Annotated in this window: 16 protein-coding genes; 10 read left to right on the top strand and 6 right to left on the bottom strand. The window is 67.5% G+C overall.

The features are described 5' to 3' along the window. Nucleotides 1-229: DUF4158 domain-containing protein (locus FOS14_RS23550; protein WP_185981917.1), on the bottom strand; the 229-nt coding region annotated here is incomplete at its 3' end. A gap of 123 nt (nt 230-352) precedes the next feature. Between FOS14_RS23550 and FOS14_RS23545 the strand changes: the two genes are divergently transcribed. Further along, the gene (locus FOS14_RS23545) at nt 353-1,357 is read left to right on the top strand and encodes a site-specific integrase (protein ID WP_143773293.1); all 1,005 of its coding nucleotides are present in this window, start codon (nt 353-355) and stop codon (nt 1,355-1,357) included. Here FOS14_RS23545 and FOS14_RS23540 read toward each other — a convergent pair. The 5 genes from FOS14_RS23540 to FOS14_RS23520 form a co-directional block, all read right to left on the bottom strand. Then, complete coding sequence (locus tag FOS14_RS23540; RefSeq protein ID WP_143773292.1) at nt 1,285-3,243, bottom strand: hypothetical protein; 1,959 nt, start codon at nt 3,241-3,243, stop codon at nt 1,285-1,287. The genes FOS14_RS23545 and FOS14_RS23540 overlap by 73 nt on opposite strands. 628 nt (nt 3,244-3,871) lie before the next feature. Beyond that, nucleotides 3,872-5,047 carry an ATP-binding protein gene (locus FOS14_RS23535; protein WP_143773291.1) on the bottom strand — a complete coding sequence of 392 codons (1,176 nt, stop codon included), beginning with the start codon at nt 5,045-5,047 and terminating at the stop codon, nt 3,872-3,874. Between the two features lie 69 nt (nt 5,048-5,116). After that, nucleotides 5,117-6,136: an asparagine synthase C-terminal domain-containing protein gene (locus tag FOS14_RS23530; protein ID WP_185981916.1), complete on the bottom strand. Its 1,020-nt coding sequence runs from the start codon at nt 6,134-6,136 to the stop codon at nt 5,117-5,119. Between the two features lie 11 nt (nt 6,137-6,147). Beyond that, the gene (locus tag FOS14_RS23525; RefSeq protein ID WP_143773289.1) at nt 6,148-10,098 is read right to left on the bottom strand and encodes a WD40 repeat domain-containing protein; all 3,951 of its coding nucleotides are present in this window, start codon (nt 10,096-10,098) and stop codon (nt 6,148-6,150) included. A 112-nt stretch (nt 10,099-10,210) separates the two neighbouring features. Beyond that, nucleotides 10,211-10,657 carry a helix-turn-helix domain-containing protein gene (locus tag FOS14_RS23520; RefSeq protein ID WP_185981915.1) on the bottom strand — a complete coding sequence of 149 codons (447 nt, stop codon included), beginning with the start codon at nt 10,655-10,657 and terminating at the stop codon, nt 10,211-10,213. Nucleotides 10,658-10,843: 186 nt separating this feature from the next. Between FOS14_RS23520 and FOS14_RS23515 the strand changes: the two genes are divergently transcribed. The 9 genes from FOS14_RS23515 to FOS14_RS23475 all read left to right on the top strand — a co-directional run bounded on the left by FOS14_RS23515 (nt 10,844) and on the right by FOS14_RS23475 (nt 21,628). Next, on the top strand, nt 10,844-11,848 hold the full coding sequence (locus FOS14_RS23515) for a hypothetical protein (RefSeq protein ID WP_185981914.1): 1,005 nt from the start codon (nt 10,844-10,846) through the stop codon (nt 11,846-11,848). Between the two features lie 13 nt (nt 11,849-11,861). Next, the gene (locus tag FOS14_RS23510) at nt 11,862-12,503 is read left to right on the top strand and encodes a hypothetical protein (protein ID WP_143773286.1); all 642 of its coding nucleotides are present in this window, start codon (nt 11,862-11,864) and stop codon (nt 12,501-12,503) included. Between the two features lie 42 nt (nt 12,504-12,545). Continuing rightward, on the top strand, nt 12,546-14,717 hold the full coding sequence (locus tag FOS14_RS23505) for a cutinase family protein (protein WP_143773285.1): 2,172 nt from the start codon (nt 12,546-12,548) through the stop codon (nt 14,715-14,717). Then, nucleotides 14,717-15,862, top strand: coding sequence for a bifunctional lytic transglycosylase/C40 family peptidase (locus FOS14_RS23500; protein ID WP_143773284.1), 1,146 nt, complete (start codon nt 14,717-14,719; stop codon nt 15,860-15,862). The genes FOS14_RS23505 and FOS14_RS23500 overlap by 1 nt, the downstream gene beginning before the upstream one ends. A gap of 272 nt (nt 15,863-16,134) precedes the next feature. Beyond that, entirely contained in the window at nt 16,135-16,812 is a 678-nt protein-coding gene (locus FOS14_RS23495; protein WP_143773283.1) for a hypothetical protein, read from the top strand. Nucleotides 16,813-16,828: 16 nt separating this feature from the next. Continuing rightward, nucleotides 16,829-18,106: a hypothetical protein gene (locus FOS14_RS23490; RefSeq protein WP_143773282.1), complete on the top strand. Its 1,278-nt coding sequence runs from the start codon at nt 16,829-16,831 to the stop codon at nt 18,104-18,106. A gap of 71 nt (nt 18,107-18,177) precedes the next feature. Beyond that, complete coding sequence (locus FOS14_RS23485) at nt 18,178-18,612, top strand: hypothetical protein (protein WP_221936760.1); 435 nt, start codon at nt 18,178-18,180, stop codon at nt 18,610-18,612. 42 nt (nt 18,613-18,654) lie between these two features. Beyond that, nucleotides 18,655-19,419, top strand: a complete 765-nt coding sequence (locus FOS14_RS23480; RefSeq protein WP_143773281.1) for a hypothetical protein — start codon at nt 18,655-18,657, stop codon at nt 19,417-19,419. Between the two features lie 16 nt (nt 19,420-19,435). Continuing rightward, entirely contained in the window at nt 19,436-21,628 is a 2,193-nt protein-coding gene (locus tag FOS14_RS23475; protein ID WP_143773280.1) for a hypothetical protein, read from the top strand. Nucleotides 21,629-21,641: the final 13 nt, after the last annotated feature.

Here is a 21,641-nt window from a genome sequence, read left to right as displayed (position 1 = left end):
GCACCGCGACCGGCACATCCAACGGGTCCGGCAGGAACGTTCCCAACCAGCGCACCGTCACCAGTTGTAGGCCGTACCCGAGTTTCGAATAGTCACTGCGGCGCCGACTGATCAGCTCCAGATCGGCGTCATCCAGAAAGGCGAATCGGTCCAGGTCCTCACGGGTCGGAATCCCGGTGAACCGCCCAAACGCCCGCGCCTGTTCATCGGATAGGAACTCCACCGGCACAGCCGCACACCGTACGCCCAGCAATCAGGTCCTGGCGTGACTTTTCGTTCCGTTGTTCCTCACGGGCCGGGACGACACGAAGCGGCCCCGTTATCCGGGGCAAGCACCGACGAGGGGGATCCGATGGCCGCGACCGTCACCCGCCTGCGCGCCACACCGGCGCGCACCCTGCGCTCGGCCGCCGAGGCGTACCTGGACACCATCGCCTCGCCGAACACGCGCCGCTCCTACGGCATCGCGATCGTCAAGACCGTCGACCAGCTCGACGGCCGCGGCCCGAACGGGGCGACCGGTGCCAGTCGCGCCCTGGACTCGGTCGGCGACGACGAGGTCGGCGCCGCGCTCGAATCCCTGTGGGGCAGCGCGGCGGTCAACACCTGGAACGCGCGCCGCGCCGCCGTCGCGAAATGGTTGTCCTGGTGCGCCGAGCAGGGCTGGACCGCGCCGAGGGTGCCCGCGTCGGCGGGGCGGTCGACGCCGCCGGACTCCGACACCCCGGTCCGCTCGCGGACCGCGATCGACCGGCTCATCGGCCGCCGCGACGTCCACCTGCGGGAGAAGACGTTGTGGCGGATGCTGTACGAGACCTGCGCGCGCACCGAGGAACTGCTGCAACTCAACATCGAGGACCTCGACCTCGCGGGCCGGTGCGCGCCGGTGAAGTCCAAGGGCGCCAAACCCCGCACCCGCCGACGCGGCGCCGCCCACCACGAGCACGTCCTCGAGAACGTGTATTGGGACGCGGGCACCGCCCGGCTCCTGCCGCGGCTGATCCGCGACCGCACCCGCGGCCCGGTCTTCGTGGGCCACCGGCGTCCCGGGCCCGGCAAGTACCTCGCCGACCGCGACGTCTGCCCCGACACCGGCCTGGCCCGGCTGTCCTACGACCAGGCCCTCGACCTGCTCGACGCCGCCACCGCCGTCGACGGGCCCGGAACCGGCTGGGATCTGCACGAACTGCGCCACTCCGGCTTAACCCACCTCGGGGAATCCGGGGCCAGCCTGCTGGAACTGATGGCCAAGTCCCGCCACCGCAAGGCCGAGAACCTGCGCCGCTACTTCAAACCATCCCCGAAGGCGATGCGCGAGCTCACCGCGCTACTCGGCCCGGATGCCAACCGGCGCTGACCAGCAGCTACGCCATATCCGTTGATTTTTCGGCGGTTACTACCGGAACCCCAACCCCCCGCAAACACCTCGAGTCTGACCGCGCCCAGTTCACGCGCCAAAAGGTCGATTGGGTCGTCGATCGCCGCCAGGAGAGCACTTTGGGAACCTGCCGGCCCAGATAAAGCGACAGCGTCCAAGTAATCCTCGTCATCTGTAATCGCCGAATCAGTCTCTGCAGCTGCGAAGTCAGTGCCATCGACAATTCCGAGGAATTGTTTCCAGGCCCTTCGTTGATCACGGTGGCGCCGGATCCGCTGTTGCTTGCGCTGATCGGCCTCGATGGTGGTTTCGCCAAGCTGGCGAACATTGCGCCGGGTTCGGGCGGCCCAGCCGTGTCCTGCATCGACGAGTCCATGTTCGTTGAGGGCCGCCAACGCGTTGTCTACTGTGCTGAGACTTATTCGTGCGGCGGCCGCGATGACTCGCCGGGTCAGGCGGGCCCCAGGCTGCGGTTCGATCACTCGCATGGTTTCCCATACGTGCCATGCACTGCGTCCGATCTTCGCCCAAACTGGGTCAATCGCGTCCAAGCGACTCGCGTAGGCCTCCCATTCGAACGGCCGTACTGGTCGACCTCCGATTGTTGGCGTGACGAGTGCATATTCGTCACCGAGTTCGGCGGTGTGCCCTCGCACGAACTGAACTGGAGATCCTGGGATAGACCTCAGTTTCTGCAACATCGTCCACACCGATTCCTCGGCGATCATTCCGCCCGCCACCGATAGCCATCGCCCTCCCATCGCCGCAGTTGATCCGGTGTTGATCGCGACACCGTAAGCCAGAGCGGTGATCACGGCCAAGGCGGTGAATACCTCGTCTCGACTGAACTGGTCGCATAGGTGAACCCATTTCCGCGCGGCAGCTAATTTCCAGCGCAGTCCCCGTATCCCCCCCGTGTGGGTTAGTACGGGTTGATGCTCGGAATAGTGGGATTTCGCGACTCTTCTGGCTGATCGGTGCCAGGCATGGCTGTGCGCGAGTTCCCATTCGTGGGCGAACAGGCGGTGGCGGTCTTTACGTTCGGCGTAGGCCGCCCACATTGCGGGCCATTGCCGCTGCATGACGTTCCAGATCTTTTGGCCACTCCATCCGCGGAGGGCTAACTGTTCGAAGGTGCTCAGTCGTGCTTCGCTGGCGGTCCAGACACGCCCGTCCGGTCGCCGCTTCTTCGGCACGATTCCGTCTTTCTGGAATCGCGCGACCCACGCGGGCAGCGGCGCGGCAGAGATCCTGGTTTTCGGCAGCGTTGTGTCGAGTGACACCACCTGTACCGCGGCAGCTGGGGTGGGCGGGGTGTCGGAGCCTGTGCGGGGGAGTGGTTGTTGCGGGCCTAGGTATTCGATGAGCCGGGCGATGAGTCCTGGTTCGGATCGGAGCGCGAAAGCGTCTCGCGCCTCGTCGAGTGTGGTGCCGACGAGTTGTCGGTGCCCCCCGTTCTTGCAGACTGAGCCGGGCGGGGTGATGCAGGCTACGGCCGGGTGTGTCAGCATCGGCGCGGTATCGAGTGTGGGTAGGCGGGACGCCAACAGCTCGAGCAGCGGTCGCAAATTGGCCTGCCGGATGGGCGTCTGTGGTGCCAACGGCACCAGAACGTGCATTCCACCCGATGTCGATCGGTCGATGACGACTCGGCCGCCGGCGGCCTCGATCCACTCGACGGCCCGCTCTACGTCGCGTTCGACCTCGCCCGGAAATCCAGTCGCGGCGTCGAAGTCGAGCGCAAGGAGGGTGGTAGTGCCGTCGCGTCGAAAGATGGGAACCGCAGCGGGAAGGGTTGGAACTATGGCGGTTAACCGTGGTTGCGCGATGTCAAATTTGCGGGTGTGAGGTGACCGCAGCCGCATGGATTGTCGGGCTGCAACGCGGGGAGCCAACTGTCGCCAGATGAGCAACGGATCTGGGGTTGGCGGTTGGTGACGAGCGATGCGCGTGTCTGCGTGTGGCACATTTGGATATGCGCTACTGTGAGACCTGTCCACCAAGACAGTCCCTTCGGGATCTTGAAGCCCCCTAGCCGCCCGCTGGGGGGTTTCATAATTTTGTGGGCCTGTCGGATCCGGATACGCCGCCCGCGAACCGATCCGTTATGTGTTAGCTGTTGCTATGCAGCAGTGCCTTTCTGGTGGTCGCGATCTGTAATGACCGGCAACTCTGTTTGATTGAACCCCGACAACGCCGGTGCTTCTATTCCGAGCTCTTGACAAACTGCACGTTCGAAGAACGCGCGCTTGGTGCACCCCCGCTCTCGGACTGCGTTGTCGATTGCTTCGATCAACTCGAGAGACAAGTTCACACCAACCAACTTCGCCGGTGGTTTAGAAACTGGTCGCGCCATGCGTTTATTACTAACTCGAGCATCACGAGTAACGGGCGCGACACGCCGAGGTCTCGCTGAGGACTCGAGTCTTTCTGGGGAACTTCCGACCGGTGTACCAAGATGCGCTTCCTGGGGGCAGTCGCTTTGTGTCGGTATCAGTGCTGGTTGAGGATGAATTGGTGAAAGCCGGGGACGGTGAAGGCCAGCACTCCTCGTTCCGGCGCGTACACCAGTCCCTTTTTGATCAGTTCGTCACGTGGGACCGACAGAACGGACGCGTTTGGCTTCTTCATCGCACGGGCCAACTCGCGCACCATGACGCCTTCACCGTGTCCCTTGTTCGCGAGGGCGCGGAGGAGCTCTCTTTGGGCGGGAGTGGCGCGGTCCCATCGTGATTGGTAAAGCCCGGCGTTGACCTCTTCTCTTGCGATTTCGGTGCCGACCTTGGCGTCTTCGACGGTGAATCGCGGTCCGTCAGCGAAGTTCCAGACGGCCTTGCCTACTTCTTGCAAGAAGTAGGGGTAGCCATTTGCGGCGGCCATCGCGACTTCGAGCGCATCCTCATCCCAGACTGCATCGCGTTCGATGACCGGCTGCATCAGTGCCGCACGTGAGTTGGCGGCGTCGAGAACGGACAGCGTGCGGTACTGATAGAGCCGCTCTGCATAGCTGTTTGCGGTGGCAAGTTGGGAGGGAAGGGACGGTAAACCGGCGCCGACGAAGAACAGCGGCAGCATGGGAGAGGTCTGGCTGATCTGGTGGATCGCCGTACTGATGGCGGCCATTTCCTCCGCAGTCGCATCTTGCAGTTCGTCGACCAAGATGAGCCCACCGACGCCCAGGCCGCGCGCAGCTTCGCCCAGAGCGACGAAAAGGTCGGTCAGATCCGTTGATAACCGCCCGGTGTCGGCATAGCCGGCGGCCGGGGTGATCTCTACGCCGAGGTTGATTACGCCGAGCTTCAGTGACGCCGTGAAGGACTTGAACACTCTCAGTAGCGACTCAAGCTTCTCCGGATCGAAGCGTCGTTGTGCACGACGCAAACTGGCCGCAAGTCGAGTAGCGAGCTCGTCGGCTAGACCGTGCCCTTTCCTGACCTCGACCTTTGCGACAAGCCATTCGGCATTGACGGCCACGCGCTCGAGCTCGCCGATCAGAACGGTTTTTCCGACGCCTCGCAGACCGGTGAGAATCCAACTGCGATCACCTTCGCCCAGCTCTGTGATTCGGCGTCGGACGATGTCGAAGTCGTGGAGTAAGGCATCACGCCCAGCGAGAATGGGAGGCCGCTGGCCCGCTCCGGGTTTGAATGGGTTCAGGACCGGATCCATCCATCAGACTTTATCAGGATTTATAAGACGCTCTCTTATAGATCCTGATAAACGCGCCGGCAGGCGGTTCTATACGTTCCCAGCAAGTCGAGCCAGATACAGGCGCGTGGCGACGGCTTCGAAGGATTCGGTTCGCGGGTCGGTATAGGTTTGCGCGCCTGGCAGTTCCGCCGCGGCGGCGCGCGCGGCATCGGCGAGTGCGGCGAAGAGCCCGCTGCTGCGCTGGATTGGAGATTTCCGAGTCCAGGCGAGGTATGCGGCATCGGCGGGCAGCAACGCTTCACAGGCGATCCGCAACGCGGCTTTGTCGCACACATCCCCGTCCCGAGGGACGAACAAGGCTGGGGGAGCTAGCTGTTCACCGAGCTCCCAGAAGCGCTCGGTTTGGAAGACATGAATCAGTTTGTCGGCCTTGTCGCCGAGGATTCGTTCGTAGAAGTCGGGGATGAGTCGGTCCCGGACGAAGTTCTTGCCAACTTCGTCGCGGACTAGCTTGTCGAGTTCTATTGTCGCGTCGAGGGAGTCGACCGGCGAGGTAACCGGTCTCCCGCCGGCGAAGATGGCGTCAGCGCCGCTGCCGGTCAGAATCGACACGGGCCCGGCTTGTTCGGCTTCATGCGCCTGAATCGCGGACTGGGCAGCGAGAATTGGCATTGCCGCAGCGATCTCCCAGAGCTCACTGGTGTCGAGAGCAGATACCGCCTGCTTGGCGACGCGCACGACATCGGCCGGGCCAAGCGTAATGACGTCGTGGGTTATGTTGAGCGCCTGCGCCGCTGCCCGGGCCGGGGTTTCGTCGTCGGTTTCGCCCTCGGTGACCACGGTGATGGCGTGCGGTCTCTTACCCAGGTGAACGGCGGTGGCGGCCACGAGAATCGAGTCGACTCCACCGGAAAGTAGGACGGTGGGTTGACCGGGGTAGGCGTCGAGTACTGCCGCGATGCGGTCAGTGATCTCGGCGGTGACGGCTTTTGCGGCTTGATGTGGGTCTGTGGCGGTTCGCCGCGCTGTGCCATCGATGTGGATGTCGCGGTGGTCGGCGACGTACTGGAGGGGCGTCGCGGTCTGGGCTGAGGTGGGTTCGAGCATGGGTGGTCCTCCTAGTTGGCGCATGGGGGCTGGTAGTCCTGGCCGGGTAGTTCGCGGTTCCAGACGGTCTTGGTCAGGATTGCGTGGGTGTCGTGGCAGATTCGTTGTTCGGCGGGGTCCGGGGATAGATCCCACATACGCACAGAACCGCCTTCACCGCCTGCGGCCAGTGCATTGTTGTCGCGGGGGTTGAAGGCGACGTACCAACGGGTGGCGGTGTCGCTGGCATCGTTGACGGTGACGGGCGTTGCTGTGTCGGCGGTGTCCCAGAGCGCGACGGTGCCGTCATCGCTGCCGGCGGCGAGGGTGTGGCCGTCGGGGGAGAACGCTAGAGATCTGATGGTGCTCGTTTGCGCGAGGAGCGGGCCACCTCGTAGGTGCGGCTGACTCGGGACGGTGACGTCCCACAGCCGGATTGTCTGGTCGTCGCCTGCGCTGGCAAGAGTTCCGTCGGGGGCGAATGCAAGTGCTTCCACAGCTCGGGTGTGACCGTGCAACGTGGCGATTGTCCTCGGGTGATCGCGGTTGGTGATGTCAATGAGAGTGATGCCGCTGGTTCCTGTTCCGGATACGGCGAGGGTGTGGCCGTCGGGGGAGAAGGCGGCGTCGGTGAGTGTGTCTGCCCCTGCCGGGATCGGCGCGGCTATCGGCGTGGGATCGGTGATAGTGGTGACGTCGTAGAGCTGGATGGAGTGGTCGTCGTTCGGGGCTGCCAGGGTGCGGCCGTCAGGGCTGATGGCCAGCGCGTAGGAGTACCTGGCGCCCACCGGTAGCGGAGCTCGCAGCAGTTTGATGGATTGCGGGTCGGTGGCGTCCCAGAGTCGGATGGAGTGGTCGTCTCCGCCGGTGGTCAAGATGGTGTGGCCATCATGGGTGAAGGTGAGGTTGTCGATCTGTCCGTTCGGCGAGGTAGTGCGGCCGAGCGCGATGGGGTGGTGCGGGTCTGTGGTGTCCCACAGTTGCAGGGTGCCGTCGACGGATCCGGTCACCATGCGTGTCCCGTCAAGGCTGAATCGCGGTGTCATGACGCGGTCGGTGTGGGCGTCGATGACGGCCGTGGGGCGGTTCCACAGGCGTAGGACGCCGTCTTCGCTGCCCGTGATGAGACTGTGTCCGTCGGGGGCTATCGCGACGGTGATCACGCCTCCGTTGCTGCCGGCGAAGGGTTGTCCGAGGGCGCGTGGGTGCGCTGGATCGATGATGTTCCACATTCGGGCGGTGCCGTCCCAGCTGCCGGTGGCCAGCGTTGTGTTGTTGGGGCCGAACGCGATCGACCAGACGGCACCGCCGTCGACGACGACAGGCGGTCCGTAGGGGGTAGGCCGGCGTGGGTCGGTGACGTTCCACAAATGCATGGTTCGGTCGTCGCTGGCAGCGGCGAGCATGGTGCCGTCGGGGGAGAAGGCGACGCTATGCGCCGCACGGGTAAATCCCGGCAGTGGATCTGCTGCAAGGGTCGGATTGCGGGGGTCGCTGATGTCCCACAGCCACACGTTCTTGTCATCACTGCCAACGGCGAGCAGGCGGCCGTCGGGGCTGATCGCTGTGGTGCGCACGGCCTTTGCTGGGCCTGTGAGGGTGGCGAGTTCGGCGGGGTGTGCCGGGTCGGCGATGTCCCAGAGCGCCGTTGTCCCGTCGTCGTGCGGCGCCGCGAGGAGTCGACCGTCAGGACTGATCGAGGTCACGTAGATGGTTCCGTGACTGTGCGGGGCTCGCAGCGGGTGACCGATCCGGCGCGCCGCGGCGGGATTGCGGACATCCCATAGGCCGATGGTGCCGTCTCCACTGGAGGTGGCGAGCAATGCGCCGTCCGGTGACCAGGTCACAGAGGTAAGGAAGTTGGTGTGTCCGGTCAGGGGTGCGCCGAGTTGTTTGGGGTGGCCGGAATCGGAGATGTCCCAGAGCCGGGCTGTGCGATCACCGCTCGCGGTGGCAACGACTTTGCCGTCGGGCCGGTAGGCGGCGGTGTAGATAGGACCGGAATGCCCGATGGCTGGAGTAGCCATGGGCGCATCTTCGGTGCTAAGGAGTCGTGAAATGGAACTGGAGTCGCTTGGGCGCTGCTCATGTGCAACTAGCGCGAGCTGGGCAGACAGAGAGGGATCGGACGATCGAAGCCGGTCGGCAGTAGCGATGACTGCGCGGTATTGCGCATCGCTGCGGCTATTCGCGGCCCTGATCCACTGAACTCCGGCAAATACCGCCAGCACCACGACCGCCAGAACAACGCTGTTTCGCGCTGCCTGTCGTTTGCGCCTGCTTGAGGTTGCGGCGGCGAGAAACGCCGTTACAAGAGCATTGTCTCGGGTGTTTCGTTCCTGGGCGGCGGCCAGTCGCGCACCTGTGTAGAGGTGTTCGCTGGGGCGTCCGGAGCTCTCCCACTCGCGGGCGTCGCGTTCGAGTCGTTGACGAAGGATGTTGCCCTCGCGGTCCTGGTCGATCCATTCGCGCAGGCGCGGCCAGGAGTCGATCACGGTTTCGTGGGCGTACTCGATGTCGCCGTTGTCGTCGACGCTGAGCAGCCGGGCGCCGAGCAGAGTTTCCAGCGCGGTGTCGGCGGCTCTGTTTCCCCCGCCGGCTCTGCCCACTTGCAGCAGCTCGGCCCGGGCGATTCGTCGTCGGGTGTCGCGATGGTCTTCGCCGATCTGGACGAGCTGTAGCAGCATGTTGCGGGCGGCGGCTTGCTGGTGGGTGTCGAGGCGTTTCCACGCCTGTTCGGCAGTGTCTTGCACTGATCCGCGAGCACCACCTGCGGCTTTGTAGGCAGCGATGGTCAGCTGTCCTCGCTGGTCGCGGTGGCGCCACACCACCTCGAGAACGTGCGACATCAAAGGCAGCACACCGGCGTTTTGGGTGGTGTCGATGTCGAGGTCGCGCAAGATTAGTTCGACGAGACCTTGCTCGAGTTTCAGGCCGTTGATTCGGGCCGGTTCAGTTATCGCGGTGCGCATTTCCTCGACGGTCATGGGACCCAGAGCCATTGCCCTGTCGGAAATCGCTTCGCTGAGTTCGCTGTGATCGAGGCAGGGTCGGATGAAGTCGACGCGTAGCCCGAGGACGACGCGAACTGTCTCGGCAGCAGCTAGGTCGTTGAGGAGAGTGATGAACCTTCTCCGGGTGTCCCGGTCGGTGCAACTGGTGAACACTTCTTCGAATTGATCGACGATGAGCAGCAGCGCACTGTCGCCGAAGTTTTCCGCGAGAGCCGCCGCGAGATCGTGCGTGGCGCCGTTGCGGATCCAGTCGCGAAATTCGGGGATGCGGGCGATCAGAGCCTTGATCGGCTCCGGACCCGGAGTGAACAACCGTGTGGTGCACGCCCGTTGGGGCATGCCCGGTAGGCCCTTCTGCGTGGCCTCGGCCATGAGGCCGGCTTGCAGCAGGGAGGATTTTCCGGCACCGGAGGGCCCGAACAGAACGTGGATTCCCCCTGGAGCGGCTAGCTTCTCGAAAAGTTGCTCGAGACTGCGCCCTCGGCCGAAGAACCGCATGGCATCTTGCACGCGAAACGACTCCAGGCCGCGGTAGGGGCATACGGCGTCGTCATCGGCAGCGATCGCTTGGCCGGCCGCCGAGCTGGTGCGGGCCGTGCTCCATTTACGCCGCCATGTTCTTGGGTCGTACAGGCCGGGCTGTGGTGGTTGTTGGTGGTGCTTGCGGGCCTCGGCGATGAGCAGGGCGAGAACGCGTTCGAAGGCCGGGTAGCTCTCTTCCGAGGGCAGCCGTGCACCGCTGCGCCATTCGCTGAGACGTTTGTGCAGATGCATGCGCCCCGATAGCGGCGGCCCGGCGTTGACGCGTGCCTCGACTCCTTTCAGGGTCGGGTTCCCGGCCGCGTTCCACAAGATCTCGAAGTCGTTCGCGAACTCCCGCCGCGGCGACGATTCTTCGGTGATCGACACGCTCCCCCTTTGTCCGGTTTCCGCGCACTCGCCGGTTCCGCTGCGGAAAACTCTGCTCATATCGGCTGACCTGCGACGATAACCGTGCGGAACGCCGAAGTCGTTGTTCGTGTGGCACCAATGCCGACAACCTCACGGTTGTGAGTCACGACGGCAACCGGCACCACTGGCCCTATGCCGGGGTGTTCGGCGGCCGCGTTCTGGTCCGTACAAATGCTTCACGTACTTCGCTCTCGGCAACACCGAGGGCGTCCGCCAGTCGTGCAGCCACCGTATCGCTGAGGTTGGCTTCGCCGCGTTCGAGCTCGCCTAGCGCGGTCGTCGAGATGCCGATGCGGCGGGCCAATTCCGTCTGCGGCAACAGCGCCAGCACCCGCAGGTCGCCGAGGTGGCGGTCACCGACGGGGATATCGATGACATCGGCGATGTGCAGGCCGAGCGCATCCAGGATCCGCGCGAGGTTGGCGACTTCCGGGGTCGTGCGGCCGGATTCCCAAGACTTCACTGCACCGGTCGTCAACCCGGCAAGCCTTGCCAGCTCGGCCTGGGTGAACCCCTTGTCTTTTCGGGCAGCCACCAGCCGATCCACGCGGAACCCGCGAGTGATGCGCCGGGTCATGTGGCGGACCTCATGGCCTGACACTTTGCCGCACCCCAATCGCAACACCAACACTGTACCGGTTTGCTGTACCGGTTTAATGTATACTTCTGGAAGCGTCCGGTCGAGTAGCTCTAGCCGACCGCCCGACGGCCTTGCACTCGGCCGGACGCTCCAGATCCATCCAAGGAGAGGGACGGGACTGCAATGACCCAAGCAAGACCACATCTGCGACAAGGCCGCCGCGTAGCCGTCGGCACGTTGATGAGTTCTGCGATCGGCTCGCTAGCGGTAGCTCTGGCCGCCCCCGCGGCGGCGGCACCTGGACTGGTCCTGGCCGCGTCGCCACAGCCGGGTTTGACCTCACCAGATCCGTCGACCCCGCAGCCGGGGCTGACCTCGCAGGCCCCCGCCGCGCCACCGGCCGTTCCGGCTCCGGCTGAGCCGGAAGGTGGATATGCGGTGCCGAATCTGCCGTATCCGGTGGCGCCGATCACCGACAACGAGGTCGGAGACGGCGGCGGTGATTCCGGGTATGTGTCGCCTGATTCATCGAGCGGCGGGCACTCCTCGATATCTCGTGAAGAGAATGTCCCGTCGACGAATCCGGCGCCGACGTGGCATGCGCCGACTCCGGTGAAACCTGTGACGCCGGTGATCCCGGCCGACCCCCACGTGGTGCGGGTTGGAGATTTCCAGACCGGCCAGCCCGGCTGGATGCCCGACAACGTCAAGAACTCGATCAACGTCAATTCCGCGATCGCCGAGGCAGATGTGGAGAACGGCTGGCGGTCGATCGGTGTGCCTACCGACAGCGCGCAGCGCATGGCCGCGGCCGGACTGGGCGCGGGACTGGCGGGTGCGGCACTGGGCGGTGCGGTGGCAGGAGCGCCGTTCGCAGCAGGCGGCGCTGTCGTCGGTGGTGTTCTGGGCGCGGGGGCGGGCAACATCCCGGCCCCGCTGGTCGGGACTCCGGCGGGAGCGGCGGCAGGCGCGGGCATCGGCGCGGCGGTGGCGGGGCTCCCGGCGGCCGCGGTCGGTGCGGCGATCGGCGGCGCCGCGGGTGCGGTGGTGGGCACCCTCTACGGCGCGGGCGATCACGAGTCAGACCCAGCAAAGCTGCCACCGCTGCCGGTACCGCCAGCCCCGCAGCTTCCGTCGTTGCCGGCTATCCAGCTCCCGGGTGTCGGCCCGGCCGCGCCGCGCCGCTGATCGGGTGAGCGCGATGGGCGCGACGGACATGCACCCGCAGGAGCGGGAGACCTCGGAGTGGGCCACCTGGTACGAGACCGCCCCGGACACAGCCCTGCATGCGGCGGGGTCGTGGCGGCGTTGGAAGCGCCGCCCGCCGCGGCGCTGGCTGCTGCTGGCGGCGGGTTCGGGGTGTGTGCTGCTGGGCGCTGTCGTGGTGGTGACCGGCAGCGGTGACGAGTCGCCTGTCCCGGCTCCGGCTGCCCCGGCGCCCCGAGCTACCGCGGGTGCGTCGTCGTGGTGTGCCGATGCGGTGGCGGCTGATGGTGCCGTGACGACGGCCGCGGCTGGGGACACGGCGTCGGGTCCGGGGGTGATCGCGGCGATCGAGCACGCCTACTACGACATGCGCAGCGGTGCGACGGCGGCAGCGCTGGCCGCGCCGGGATCGACGCTGCCGCCCGCGCAGGCAATTCAGGCCGGGATCGACGCGGTGCCGGTAGGGACCAAGCATTGCCTGCTGATCCGCCCGAAGGGGGACGGCGTGTACAGCCTGCACATCACCGAACGGCACCCGGACGGCTCCCAAACCGCCCACGACAACCTGGCCCGCGTCGCCGAGACCGACGGCCGCTACGGGGTGGTGTCGCTGACCGCCGACCCCGCCCACCCGTAAACGACTCACGACGCGACGCGACAGGGAAGGGATTGCGCGGCCATGACGAAACTGCTGGCCAGCCGAGTGGCGACGCTCGCGGTGTTGAGTGCGGTCGCGGTCACCTCGGGGACTGCGGTGGCGGCCGCCGACGTCCCCACGGCCGCCGACGTCCCCACGGCCGACGGCGGCGGGTGCCGCCCGTATCTGGCGGTGCTGGTGCCGGGCACGTGGGAGACCAGCGAGCATGCGGACCCGAACGTGCCGGTGGGGATGCTCGCCCCGGTCGGCAAGGGTCTGACCACCAAGTACGGCAGCGACGTGCGGGTGGTTTTTCCGGCGTATCCGGCCAGCGCGTTCGACAAGGGCAAGACCTACGCCCAGTCCGAGACAGCGGGAGTCGCCGCCGTGCGGCGGGTGCTGTCGGGGCTCTGCTCGAGTACCAAGGTGCTGCTGGGCGGCTACTCCCAGGGCGCGCAGGTCGCCGGCGATGTGGCCGCAGCGATAGGCCACGGCCAGGGCCCGATCCAGGCGTCGCAGGTCGCGGCGGTGGGGTTGCTGGCCGACCCCAAACGCTCCCCGGATCAGGCCGAATCGGTGGGCCCGACACCGCCAGGTGCCGGCATCGCGGGGGGCCGTCCGGAGGGTTTCGGCGAGCTGACGCCGGTAGTGCGCGAGATCTGCGCCCCCACCGACCTGTACTGCGCGACCTCGACCGGACAAGACGGCATTCTCGGGGCGCTCGGTCGCGTCCTGGGCAACAACACCACAGCGACAAGCGGCTCAACGAGCCAAGGACCATCCGGCCCTGCGACCGCAGGAGGGTCGGGCGTTTCCAGCCCGCCCACTGATGGTTCGTCGGCACCGAGCGAGTCGGCCACCACGACCGAACAGTCCACCACGACCGAGCAGTCCACCACGGCTGAGTCGCCCACCAACCCGGACAACAGCGACCAAGCCGCCGCCGATGCAACCGCTGCGCCGGGTGGGGCGGGTTCGGGACTGGTGTCGGATTTCTCGGGCGCGGACCTGGGCGGGTTGTCGGCGACACCGAAGGCGATGACCGCCCAGGTCAGCGACCTGGCCGCCTCGCCTGCGGTGGACTCGACGGGGCGGGCCGAGCAGGTAGCCGGGGTGGGCGCGGCCGCGTCCTCGGTGGCGCAGTCGCTGACGCCGCTGGCGGACGTGGCCCGCTTTGCGGCAGAGAATCCGTCGGCGCGCAAACTGCTGGACTTCGCACCTGCGGGCTCGCCGCAGGCCGCTGCCGGTGAGGTACTCGACGCAGCATCGAAAATGAATCTGCCGCAAGCGATTTCGGCGGCGAACACGGTGGCCTCGACCGCCGGGGGAATGCTGTCAGGCACCACGGCCCCGCGGGCGGCGGGTTCGGTGGCCGATGCCCTGACGGGTCCTGTGTCGAGCCTGACCAGTGCGTTGGGGCCGCTGACCGGGCTGCCGCCGGCGACGCTGCAGACCGCGCAGTCGGTGTTGTCGGTGCTGAAACCGTCGACGCTAATCGACCAGGTCGTCGGCGTCGGGTCGAACCTGGGGGCGCTGGCGGCGAACCTGCCCGCGATCGGGGCCGATCTGGCGGCGCTGCCGGCTCGCATCGCTGCCCTGGATGTGGACGGCGCGCACAAACTGGCCGGGGACCTGAACAACCTGCTGTCCCCGATCGTGAAGATGGCCGCCGCGATCGACCTGCATGAGGCCGCACGGGTGGTGGGGGTGCTGCCCGATCCGAGCGGGTACTGCCAGATTGCGGCGCTGGTGCTGAACATGCTCGGCAATGTCGATGTGATCCGATTGGCCAACGATGTCGGGCGCGCCCAAGAGGTGGCGTGGGCGGCGCTGCGCAACCCGGCCGCGCTGGCCGGACTGCTGCCGATCGGGCTGGATCTGGCCTCGGTCGCGGCCGGGGTGCTGACCGGCGGCCCGAAAACCGACCCATCCCAGCTAGGGGCGATGACGGCGGCGGCCGGTCAGTCCGGTGACCTCGTGCAAGCCGCCTCGGGCGGGAACCTGGCCGCGCTGAGTTCCCAGCTGGGGTCGCTGGCCACATCGCAGGGCGCCCAGGATCTGGCGCAACTGGCCAAGCAGGGCCTGGACGCCGCGACGTTTTTCGCCTCCGGCTCGCACCAGTCCTACGGCAGCTTCCTGGTCGACGGCGCCACTTCGGCGATCGGCTGGCTGTTGAGTTTTTTCACCAAGGCGCTGGCCGGTGGGGTGAACTGATGAGCGCCGCAAAACTGTTGGCGGGCCTCCCGCTGGTGACACTGGCCGGGCTGGCGTTGATGATGCTGGGGTCGCGCTCACTGCAACAGCCGGGACTGGCCTGCCCTGCCGCGGCGGGGATCGGTTTGGCCGCGGCGGTCAACCCACCCGACCCAGCGGCGGCCACGGCGGGGTGCGCGGCGGTGCCGGGGGCGACGGGGCTGAACTTGGCCGCGCTGCTGCACGACTATCCGGCAGCGGCGGCGTTTGTGCCGTGGATTCTTAAATTCGCCGGGCGCTGCCGGGAAACCACCGCCCCGATCATTGCTGCCCAGATCCGAAACGAATCGGGCGGATTTCAGGTACAAGTCACCAACCCATCCAGCGGCGCGCAGGGCCCGACCCAGTTCCTGCCCTCGACGTGGGCGACCCACGGGATCGACGGCGACGGGGACGGGAAAGCGGACCCGTTCGACATCGCCGACGCGGTCGCCTCGCAGGTGAAATACGACTGCGACCTGGCGGAGCTGGCGCACAAGGATCTCGCCAGCGGCGGTGTGCACGGCGACCCCAGCCAGTTGATGTTGTCCTACTACAACTGCGGCCCGGCGGCGTCGAAGGCCGCGGGCGGGATCTGCGGTAACAGCGAAACCCGCGCCTACGTCACCGACATCCCGCATTGGGCACTGGCCTGGTCGGTGCCCGCCGCCCCGCTGGGGGTGGGCGGTCCGGCCGGGGAGGCGATCCTGACCGCGGCACGGAGGGAGCTCGGCCTGCCGTATGCGTGGGGTGGGGGCAACCAGTTCGGCCCGACCCTCGGCCATGGCGACGGTGGTGGGGCGGCGACGATGGCAGGGGACGCCAACAAGGTCGGATTCGACTGCTCCGGGCTGGTGCAGTACGCGGTGTATCAGGGCACCGGAGGCGGGGTGCTGCTGCCTCATTTCACCGTCGATCAGCTGAATTCGCCGCTGCTCGAGCCGGTCCCGCTCGACCAGGCCGCCCCCGGCGACTTGATGTTCCCGGCCGGGTCCTCGCCGCAGCACGTGGTGCTCTACCTCGGCGGCGGCCAAATCATCCAGGCCCCGGAATCGGGACAGTTCATCGACATCGTGCCGATGGCCGCCGCGGTCGGTGACCATCCCTCGGTCCGGAGAGTGAAATGATCCCTGCTGTAGTTTCCCGTTCTTCTTTGCGGTTGTTCCATCAAGATTGCGGCGCGCTTGCGGGGGCGCAGAATCGGTCGGGAAACCCGCAGCACAGCCCGATGCCGTCGGGAATTCTCGACGTCGGAGAACGGAAGAAAACGCAAAACCGATCGGATCGCGCCGCCGCAAAACACGTGGGACGAACCACGATCCGTGCACGTCGCGGCGAGCGGGGACGCAAAGAATCCGCGGAACCTACACCTGCTTCTGCGGCCGTTTCCCGTTCTTCTTTGCGGCTTTCCCATCAACATTGCGTCGAGAACGCGCCCGCGCCGCGCCGGTCCGTACGACGTCTGGCCGCAGCCGCGGCCGGGTGCGTGCTGGCGGTAGGACTGACGGCGGGGTGCGCGACCCGCTCCGGTGAGACCACAGCGCCGCCGTCGACATCGGCGCTACCGGGGGCGCAGGGCTGGAGCCCGCCCACGGCGCCGGTGTCGGTGACCCCGTCGCCGGCCCCAGCCGCGGCGGCGGTGCTGCCTCCGCAGTACGCCGGGCTGGACCGCAGCGACCCCGACGCGGTCGCGCGGGCCGTGCTGACGTTGTGGTTCACCTGGGATCCGGCCATCGACACCGACTCGACGGTGGCGCAGCTTCGGGCGGCGCCGCTGCTAACCGCCGCTTTGACCAACAAACTGCGCATCCCGGTCGACGGACAGGGCCAAGGCGGCGATCTGCAGTGGCACGACTGGGCGGCGGCGGGCATGCGGCTGGTGCCGACGATCAGTCCCGGGGTCGAACCGGTCCCGCTGTCCACCGACACCGCCGCCTACCGGCAGTTCGTGGTGGATCAGGCCATCACGGGCCCGGACGGGCGAGTGAGCGGCACCCAGCATCAGGTAGTGGACGTGGTACTGACCCGGCCCGATGCGGGATCGGGATGGGCGCTGGCGCAGGTGGACCAGCAATGACACGAGGAGGCTTGTGGTGAGCGAAATGTTCTACCCCGGTGAGGCGCCGGTGGATTTGACTCGCACCCGCAAGATAATCATTTCCGCCGCCCCGCCCCCGGCCCAGCCGGACGTGCTGGGGGAAGGCTTCGACGCCGACGAGTTCACCCCACCCGCCATCGACGACGGCGAACGCGCCCTAGCCGCCGCCTCGACACCGGCGACGGGTGGGGCCGAGCAGCTGCTCGACGCCGCCGGGCAGGAGCCGGCCAAGCGCGCGCAGTGGGGGCATCGGGGCCGGATCAACCGGCTGCTGGGCCTGCGGCTGGCACCGTCACAGGCCGAGACCGCCGACCGGCTGGCACACGCGGCGCTGACCGCGCCGCTGCGCGGGCGGCAGGTGGTGATGGTCGCCAACGCCAAAGGCGGGCAAGGCAAAACCACGACCGCGCTGCTGCTGGCCAACACCTTCGCCACCACGCGCCGGGCCGGTGCGGCGCCCGTGGTGTGGGACAACGCCGAAGCCGAAGGCACCCTGGGCTACCGCGCCAACGCGACCGGGTCGGTGACGGTATGGGACCTGCTGGCCGCGGCGGAGTCGCTGACCGCCCCGGCCGCGCAGGCTTCGGCGCTGTCGCGGCTGGTGCGCACCGAACCGTCCGGGGTGGAGATCATCGCCTCCGACGACTGCGCGCGCCGCCTCGAGCAGATCACCGCCGAGCATTGCCGCAGCATCGACGCGGTGCTGCGGCGCTGGCGGGAACTGGTCATCGTCGACACCGGCAACAACCGCCGCCGCAGCAACTGGTTGTGGACCGCGTACGCCGCCGACGTGCTGGTGATCCCGCTGGTCTACGACGCCGCCGCCGGGATGACCGTGCTCAAGATGCTCGCCGCCCTGCGCGAACACGGCCTGGATCGGCTGGCGGGCTCGGCGGTCGCGGTGATCACCGGCTCGCCGGCTCCCACGGATGCGGGGTTGCGGGCGCATCTGCTGGCCGCGCTTGCCGAGCACGGTATCGACACCGTCGCCGAGATCCCCTATGACCCGGTACTGGCCCGCGGCGGGCGCATCGACTACCAGCAGCTGGGCGCCCCGACACGACGGGCGTGGACGGTTGCTGCCGGACACGTCGCGGCCCGCCTGGCCGCAGCCGCGACTCGAATCGAAACGACCTCTGCTGCAGCCGAACCCGTGCACGAGTATCCCGCCGCGGCCGCCGAGGATGCGGCGGCGCGGATCGCCGAACTGGAAGCCGAACTCGAACGCGTCCGCCGTGACCGCTATGACACCGCCACACGGCGCACCGGATGAGCACCGCCATGCTCCAGCACACACAGCACAACCAGACCTGCAACTACGCCCGATCAGAAAAGGAAGCGCCGATGCCCTCGACCCCAACCCCTAACCGCGACCGGTTCGCCGAGCGCTGGACCGCCCGCGCCGCCGCGGTAGTGGTGATCCTCGCCGCCGCGCTGCTGCTGGGTACCGCGGCCGCGGATGCGGCCACCGTCGGTGTGCTCGCCGACGATTCCCGTAACCCATTCAACAACGTGGTGCCGAACTTCGATCTGTTCGGCATCCAGTTCAAGGCCGCGTGGCAGAAACTGCTCGCCGGGGTGTGGGGGCTCGGGTTCGTGGTGACCGCGTTCTCGGCGGTGCGCGCGGTGGTGAGCCTGGCCCGCGCCAAGCGCGGTGGTTACGGGGTCGCGGTGGCCGAGCAGACCGAGGACGCCAAATGGGCGGGCATCGCGTTCGGCGGACTGACCATGCTCGGTGTCCTCGTCGGCGGCATCGTCGCCATCTTCCCCTCGCACTGAGTACACCGGCCAGGCCCCACACAGGTAAGGACATTTCCGATCATGGGCAAGAACTTTTCCTCCATCACCCCCGACAACCCCGCCGGCACCAGCGCCGGCGACAGGCCCACCCGCAGCTCCGCGAGCAGCACCAACGGCGCGACCGCCGCCCAAGGCCCGCGCAGTTCGGGTCGGCGGCAGTGGCTGGTGTGGGGGCTGGCCGGTTTGGTGGTCGTAGCGATGATCGGGCTGGCGGTGGGGCTGGCCACTCGCAGCGGCGGCGATGACACGTCGGCGAGCTCGAGTGTCCCGCACGCCCCGCACGGCCCGTCGCGCATCGTCGACGGGGTGCCCTTGGGCTACACCCGTGACGCTTCTGGCGCCGCCACCGCCGCAGTGAACTTCATCCAGGCCTACGACCTTGCGTGGGGAGGGAAGCTGCCGCTGGCGGCGGTGCAGAACCACATGGTCGCCGCGCACCCCGGGGCAGGGCTGGTATCGGCGCTGAACGACGCCAAGGACCGCAAGGACACCGGGGAGGCGTTCGCGGACCTGCCGGCGATGACCACCGTGCTCTCCTCGACCCTCGACACCGCCGACATCTCGATCTGGGCCGTGACGGCCGGCAAGTCGACAATCGACAAGTCCGCGAACGGGGCAACCATCGCCACCTGGGGCACCAGCACCCTGCACCTGGTGTGGGAGGACGGGGACTGGAAGGTGGCCGACCAGTCGTTCCACGTCGGGCCGCAGCCGGGCCAGCCCGGTGCGGCCGACACCCCGGGCGCCCAAGTGCAGTCCGGCTACTACAGCTTCTTCGTCAACTAACAAGAAAGAGACTCAAGTGCTGCGCCGGGTGGTCGTGACCGTGCTGTTGTGGCTGGTGGGCTTGCTGGCCGGCGCGGGGATCGCGGCCGCGGACTGCGCGACACCGGCTGCCCCGCACGCCGGTACCGCCGCCGCGCCGGTGGACGCGTCGGGCCTGCCGCACGGGTTCCCCGCCGATCTGCGCCAGTTCGTCGCTGGGACCGAGGAATTCCGCAAGGGATCGTGGTTCACCGGGGCCTGTGCGGGCAAGGGCGGTGACCTCGGGGCCTACATCAATGCCGAACTGGCCCAGGAGAACCGGCTGATCTACTGGCGCCTGCCCGACGACAAGAAACTGTCGTTCCTGTCGTTCCACCAGTTCGGCGAGCTGGCACCGGGGGAGCAGACGAAGATCGCGCAGGCGATCAAGGACGGGGTCGAACCCGGCTCCGATGTGCTGCCGAAGGTGTTCCCCGCCGGTGACCCGGCGTATGCGATGCCGACCGGCATGTGCGCCAACGACCTGAAGGCCTGGGGCTCGCCCGCGGACAACCCGTGGGGATTCACGTGGTCAGCGGCCCCGGACTCGGACTCGCTGTCGGGCATGCAGGCCGCGGCCGCGGCGCACGGCACCGTTCCCGGCGAGGCCTGGTCGCGGCCGTGCTCGGCGGGCGCCCCCTACTGCATGCACGCCTTTTTCCTCGACTGCACCCACGCCGATGGGCACCTTTCAGCCGAAACCTGCGCGAAGTGGAATCAGGCGGTGGGCGCGATGTTCGGCGGCACCGCGAACTGGCTTGAGAAGAACAAAAGTTTCAGCGACCGTTTTTCCGGGTTGGTACAGGCGCTGCCGGCGTTTCAGGCGGGCAAGTTCGCGCTGGAAGGCATGAGTGCGGTGGCGAAAACCGAGGTCAAGGCCGCGAAGGCGATGGTCGATTTTGTGGCGAATCCGGGCGGCAGCCTCGCGGCGTCGTGGGCGAACGACATGAAAAAGGGCGCGGTGGACGTGTCCACTTCGACCCTGCAATCGATCACGTGCAGTCACCGCTTCGACCCGCTGGCACCGGATTTCCTGAAGGAGTATCAGGCGGCGGTGACGCTCGGGTTCGTCGTGATGGCGTTCCTGCTGGTGCACACGGTGGTGCGCTCGGGCACCCACGGCTCCCCGCGGGAGCTGGCGCAGTCACTGTTCCTGTACGCCCCGGCGGGGATCTTCGTGTCGATGTTCGCGCCGCTGTTCGCCTCGTTCGTGCTGGGGGTGACCGAGCCGTTGAGCGAGGGCGCGGCGAAACTGACCGGCCAATCGGTCGGCCAACTCGTCTCCGACGTGACCGGGTTCGGGTCGGCGACCTCGGACAACTTCCTCGGTGGCGCGATCGGCGGGCTGGTGCTGTTCTTCGTGCTGCTGCTCGCCTCGCTGATCTTGTGGGTCGGGATGATGTTTCACCAGTACGGGCTGCCGTTGAGTGCGTTCGTGGCCGGGATTTCGCTGCTGATGCTGGTCTCCCCGCGCTGGCGGCGCAAGGCACTGACCCCGGTGGCGGTGTTTTTGGGGATCGCGTTGAGTGTGCCGCTGCTGATCCTGCTGCTCGGGGTGGTGTACCGGGTGGCCGACGCCGGCTGGGTCGATCCCGCCGCGGGCACGGCCAGCAAGGTGCTGTTCGTGGCGGTGGGGTTCGTCATCGCCGCGGCGGCGCCGTGGTCGCTGCTGAAATGGGCGCCGATCCTGCCCGACCGCAACTCCTTCGACACCGGCGGTGGCGGTGGTGTGGGCGCGGTGACCCTCGGCGCGGCAGGGAACTATCTGATGTACGGCCGCGGCGGGCGCAGCGGCGGTGACATCGGGGTCGGCTCCGCCCAGCCGACGGTACGTGCCGACACTGCCACTGCCGCGCTGAGTCCCCCGGCCGCGGGCGCAGCGGCACCCGGCGGTCTCGCCGCCGCGACACCGCAGATGGGGCCGCTGCAAGCCGCCTACCTGCAGCGCCAGCGCGGCGACCTCGCCACCATCGGCGGCAGGTCCGGTGGTGAGCCGGTCGGTGCGCGCCCGCTTGTGCACGGCTCCGGCGAATCCGCGGCCCGTAGCGGGCAGGCCGGTGCCCAAGCGGGGGCCGGCGCAGCCAGCGGCGGTGTCGCCGTCGCTGCTGGGGTGGCCGCCAGCGCCGCCTCGGCCGCGATCACGAAAGCCAAAGCCGCCGCCGACGGCGCGGCCCCCGACCTGGACATCTGACACCCACACCCAA

The organism is Skermania sp. ID1734 (genome assembly GCF_007489285.1).
In the GTDB taxonomy this organism is placed as follows: Bacteria; Actinomycetota; Actinomycetes; order Mycobacteriales; family Mycobacteriaceae; genus ID1734.
The sequence above is the reverse complement of the archived record's forward strand: the minus strand, read 5'-3'. Positions and strand labels throughout refer to the sequence as shown.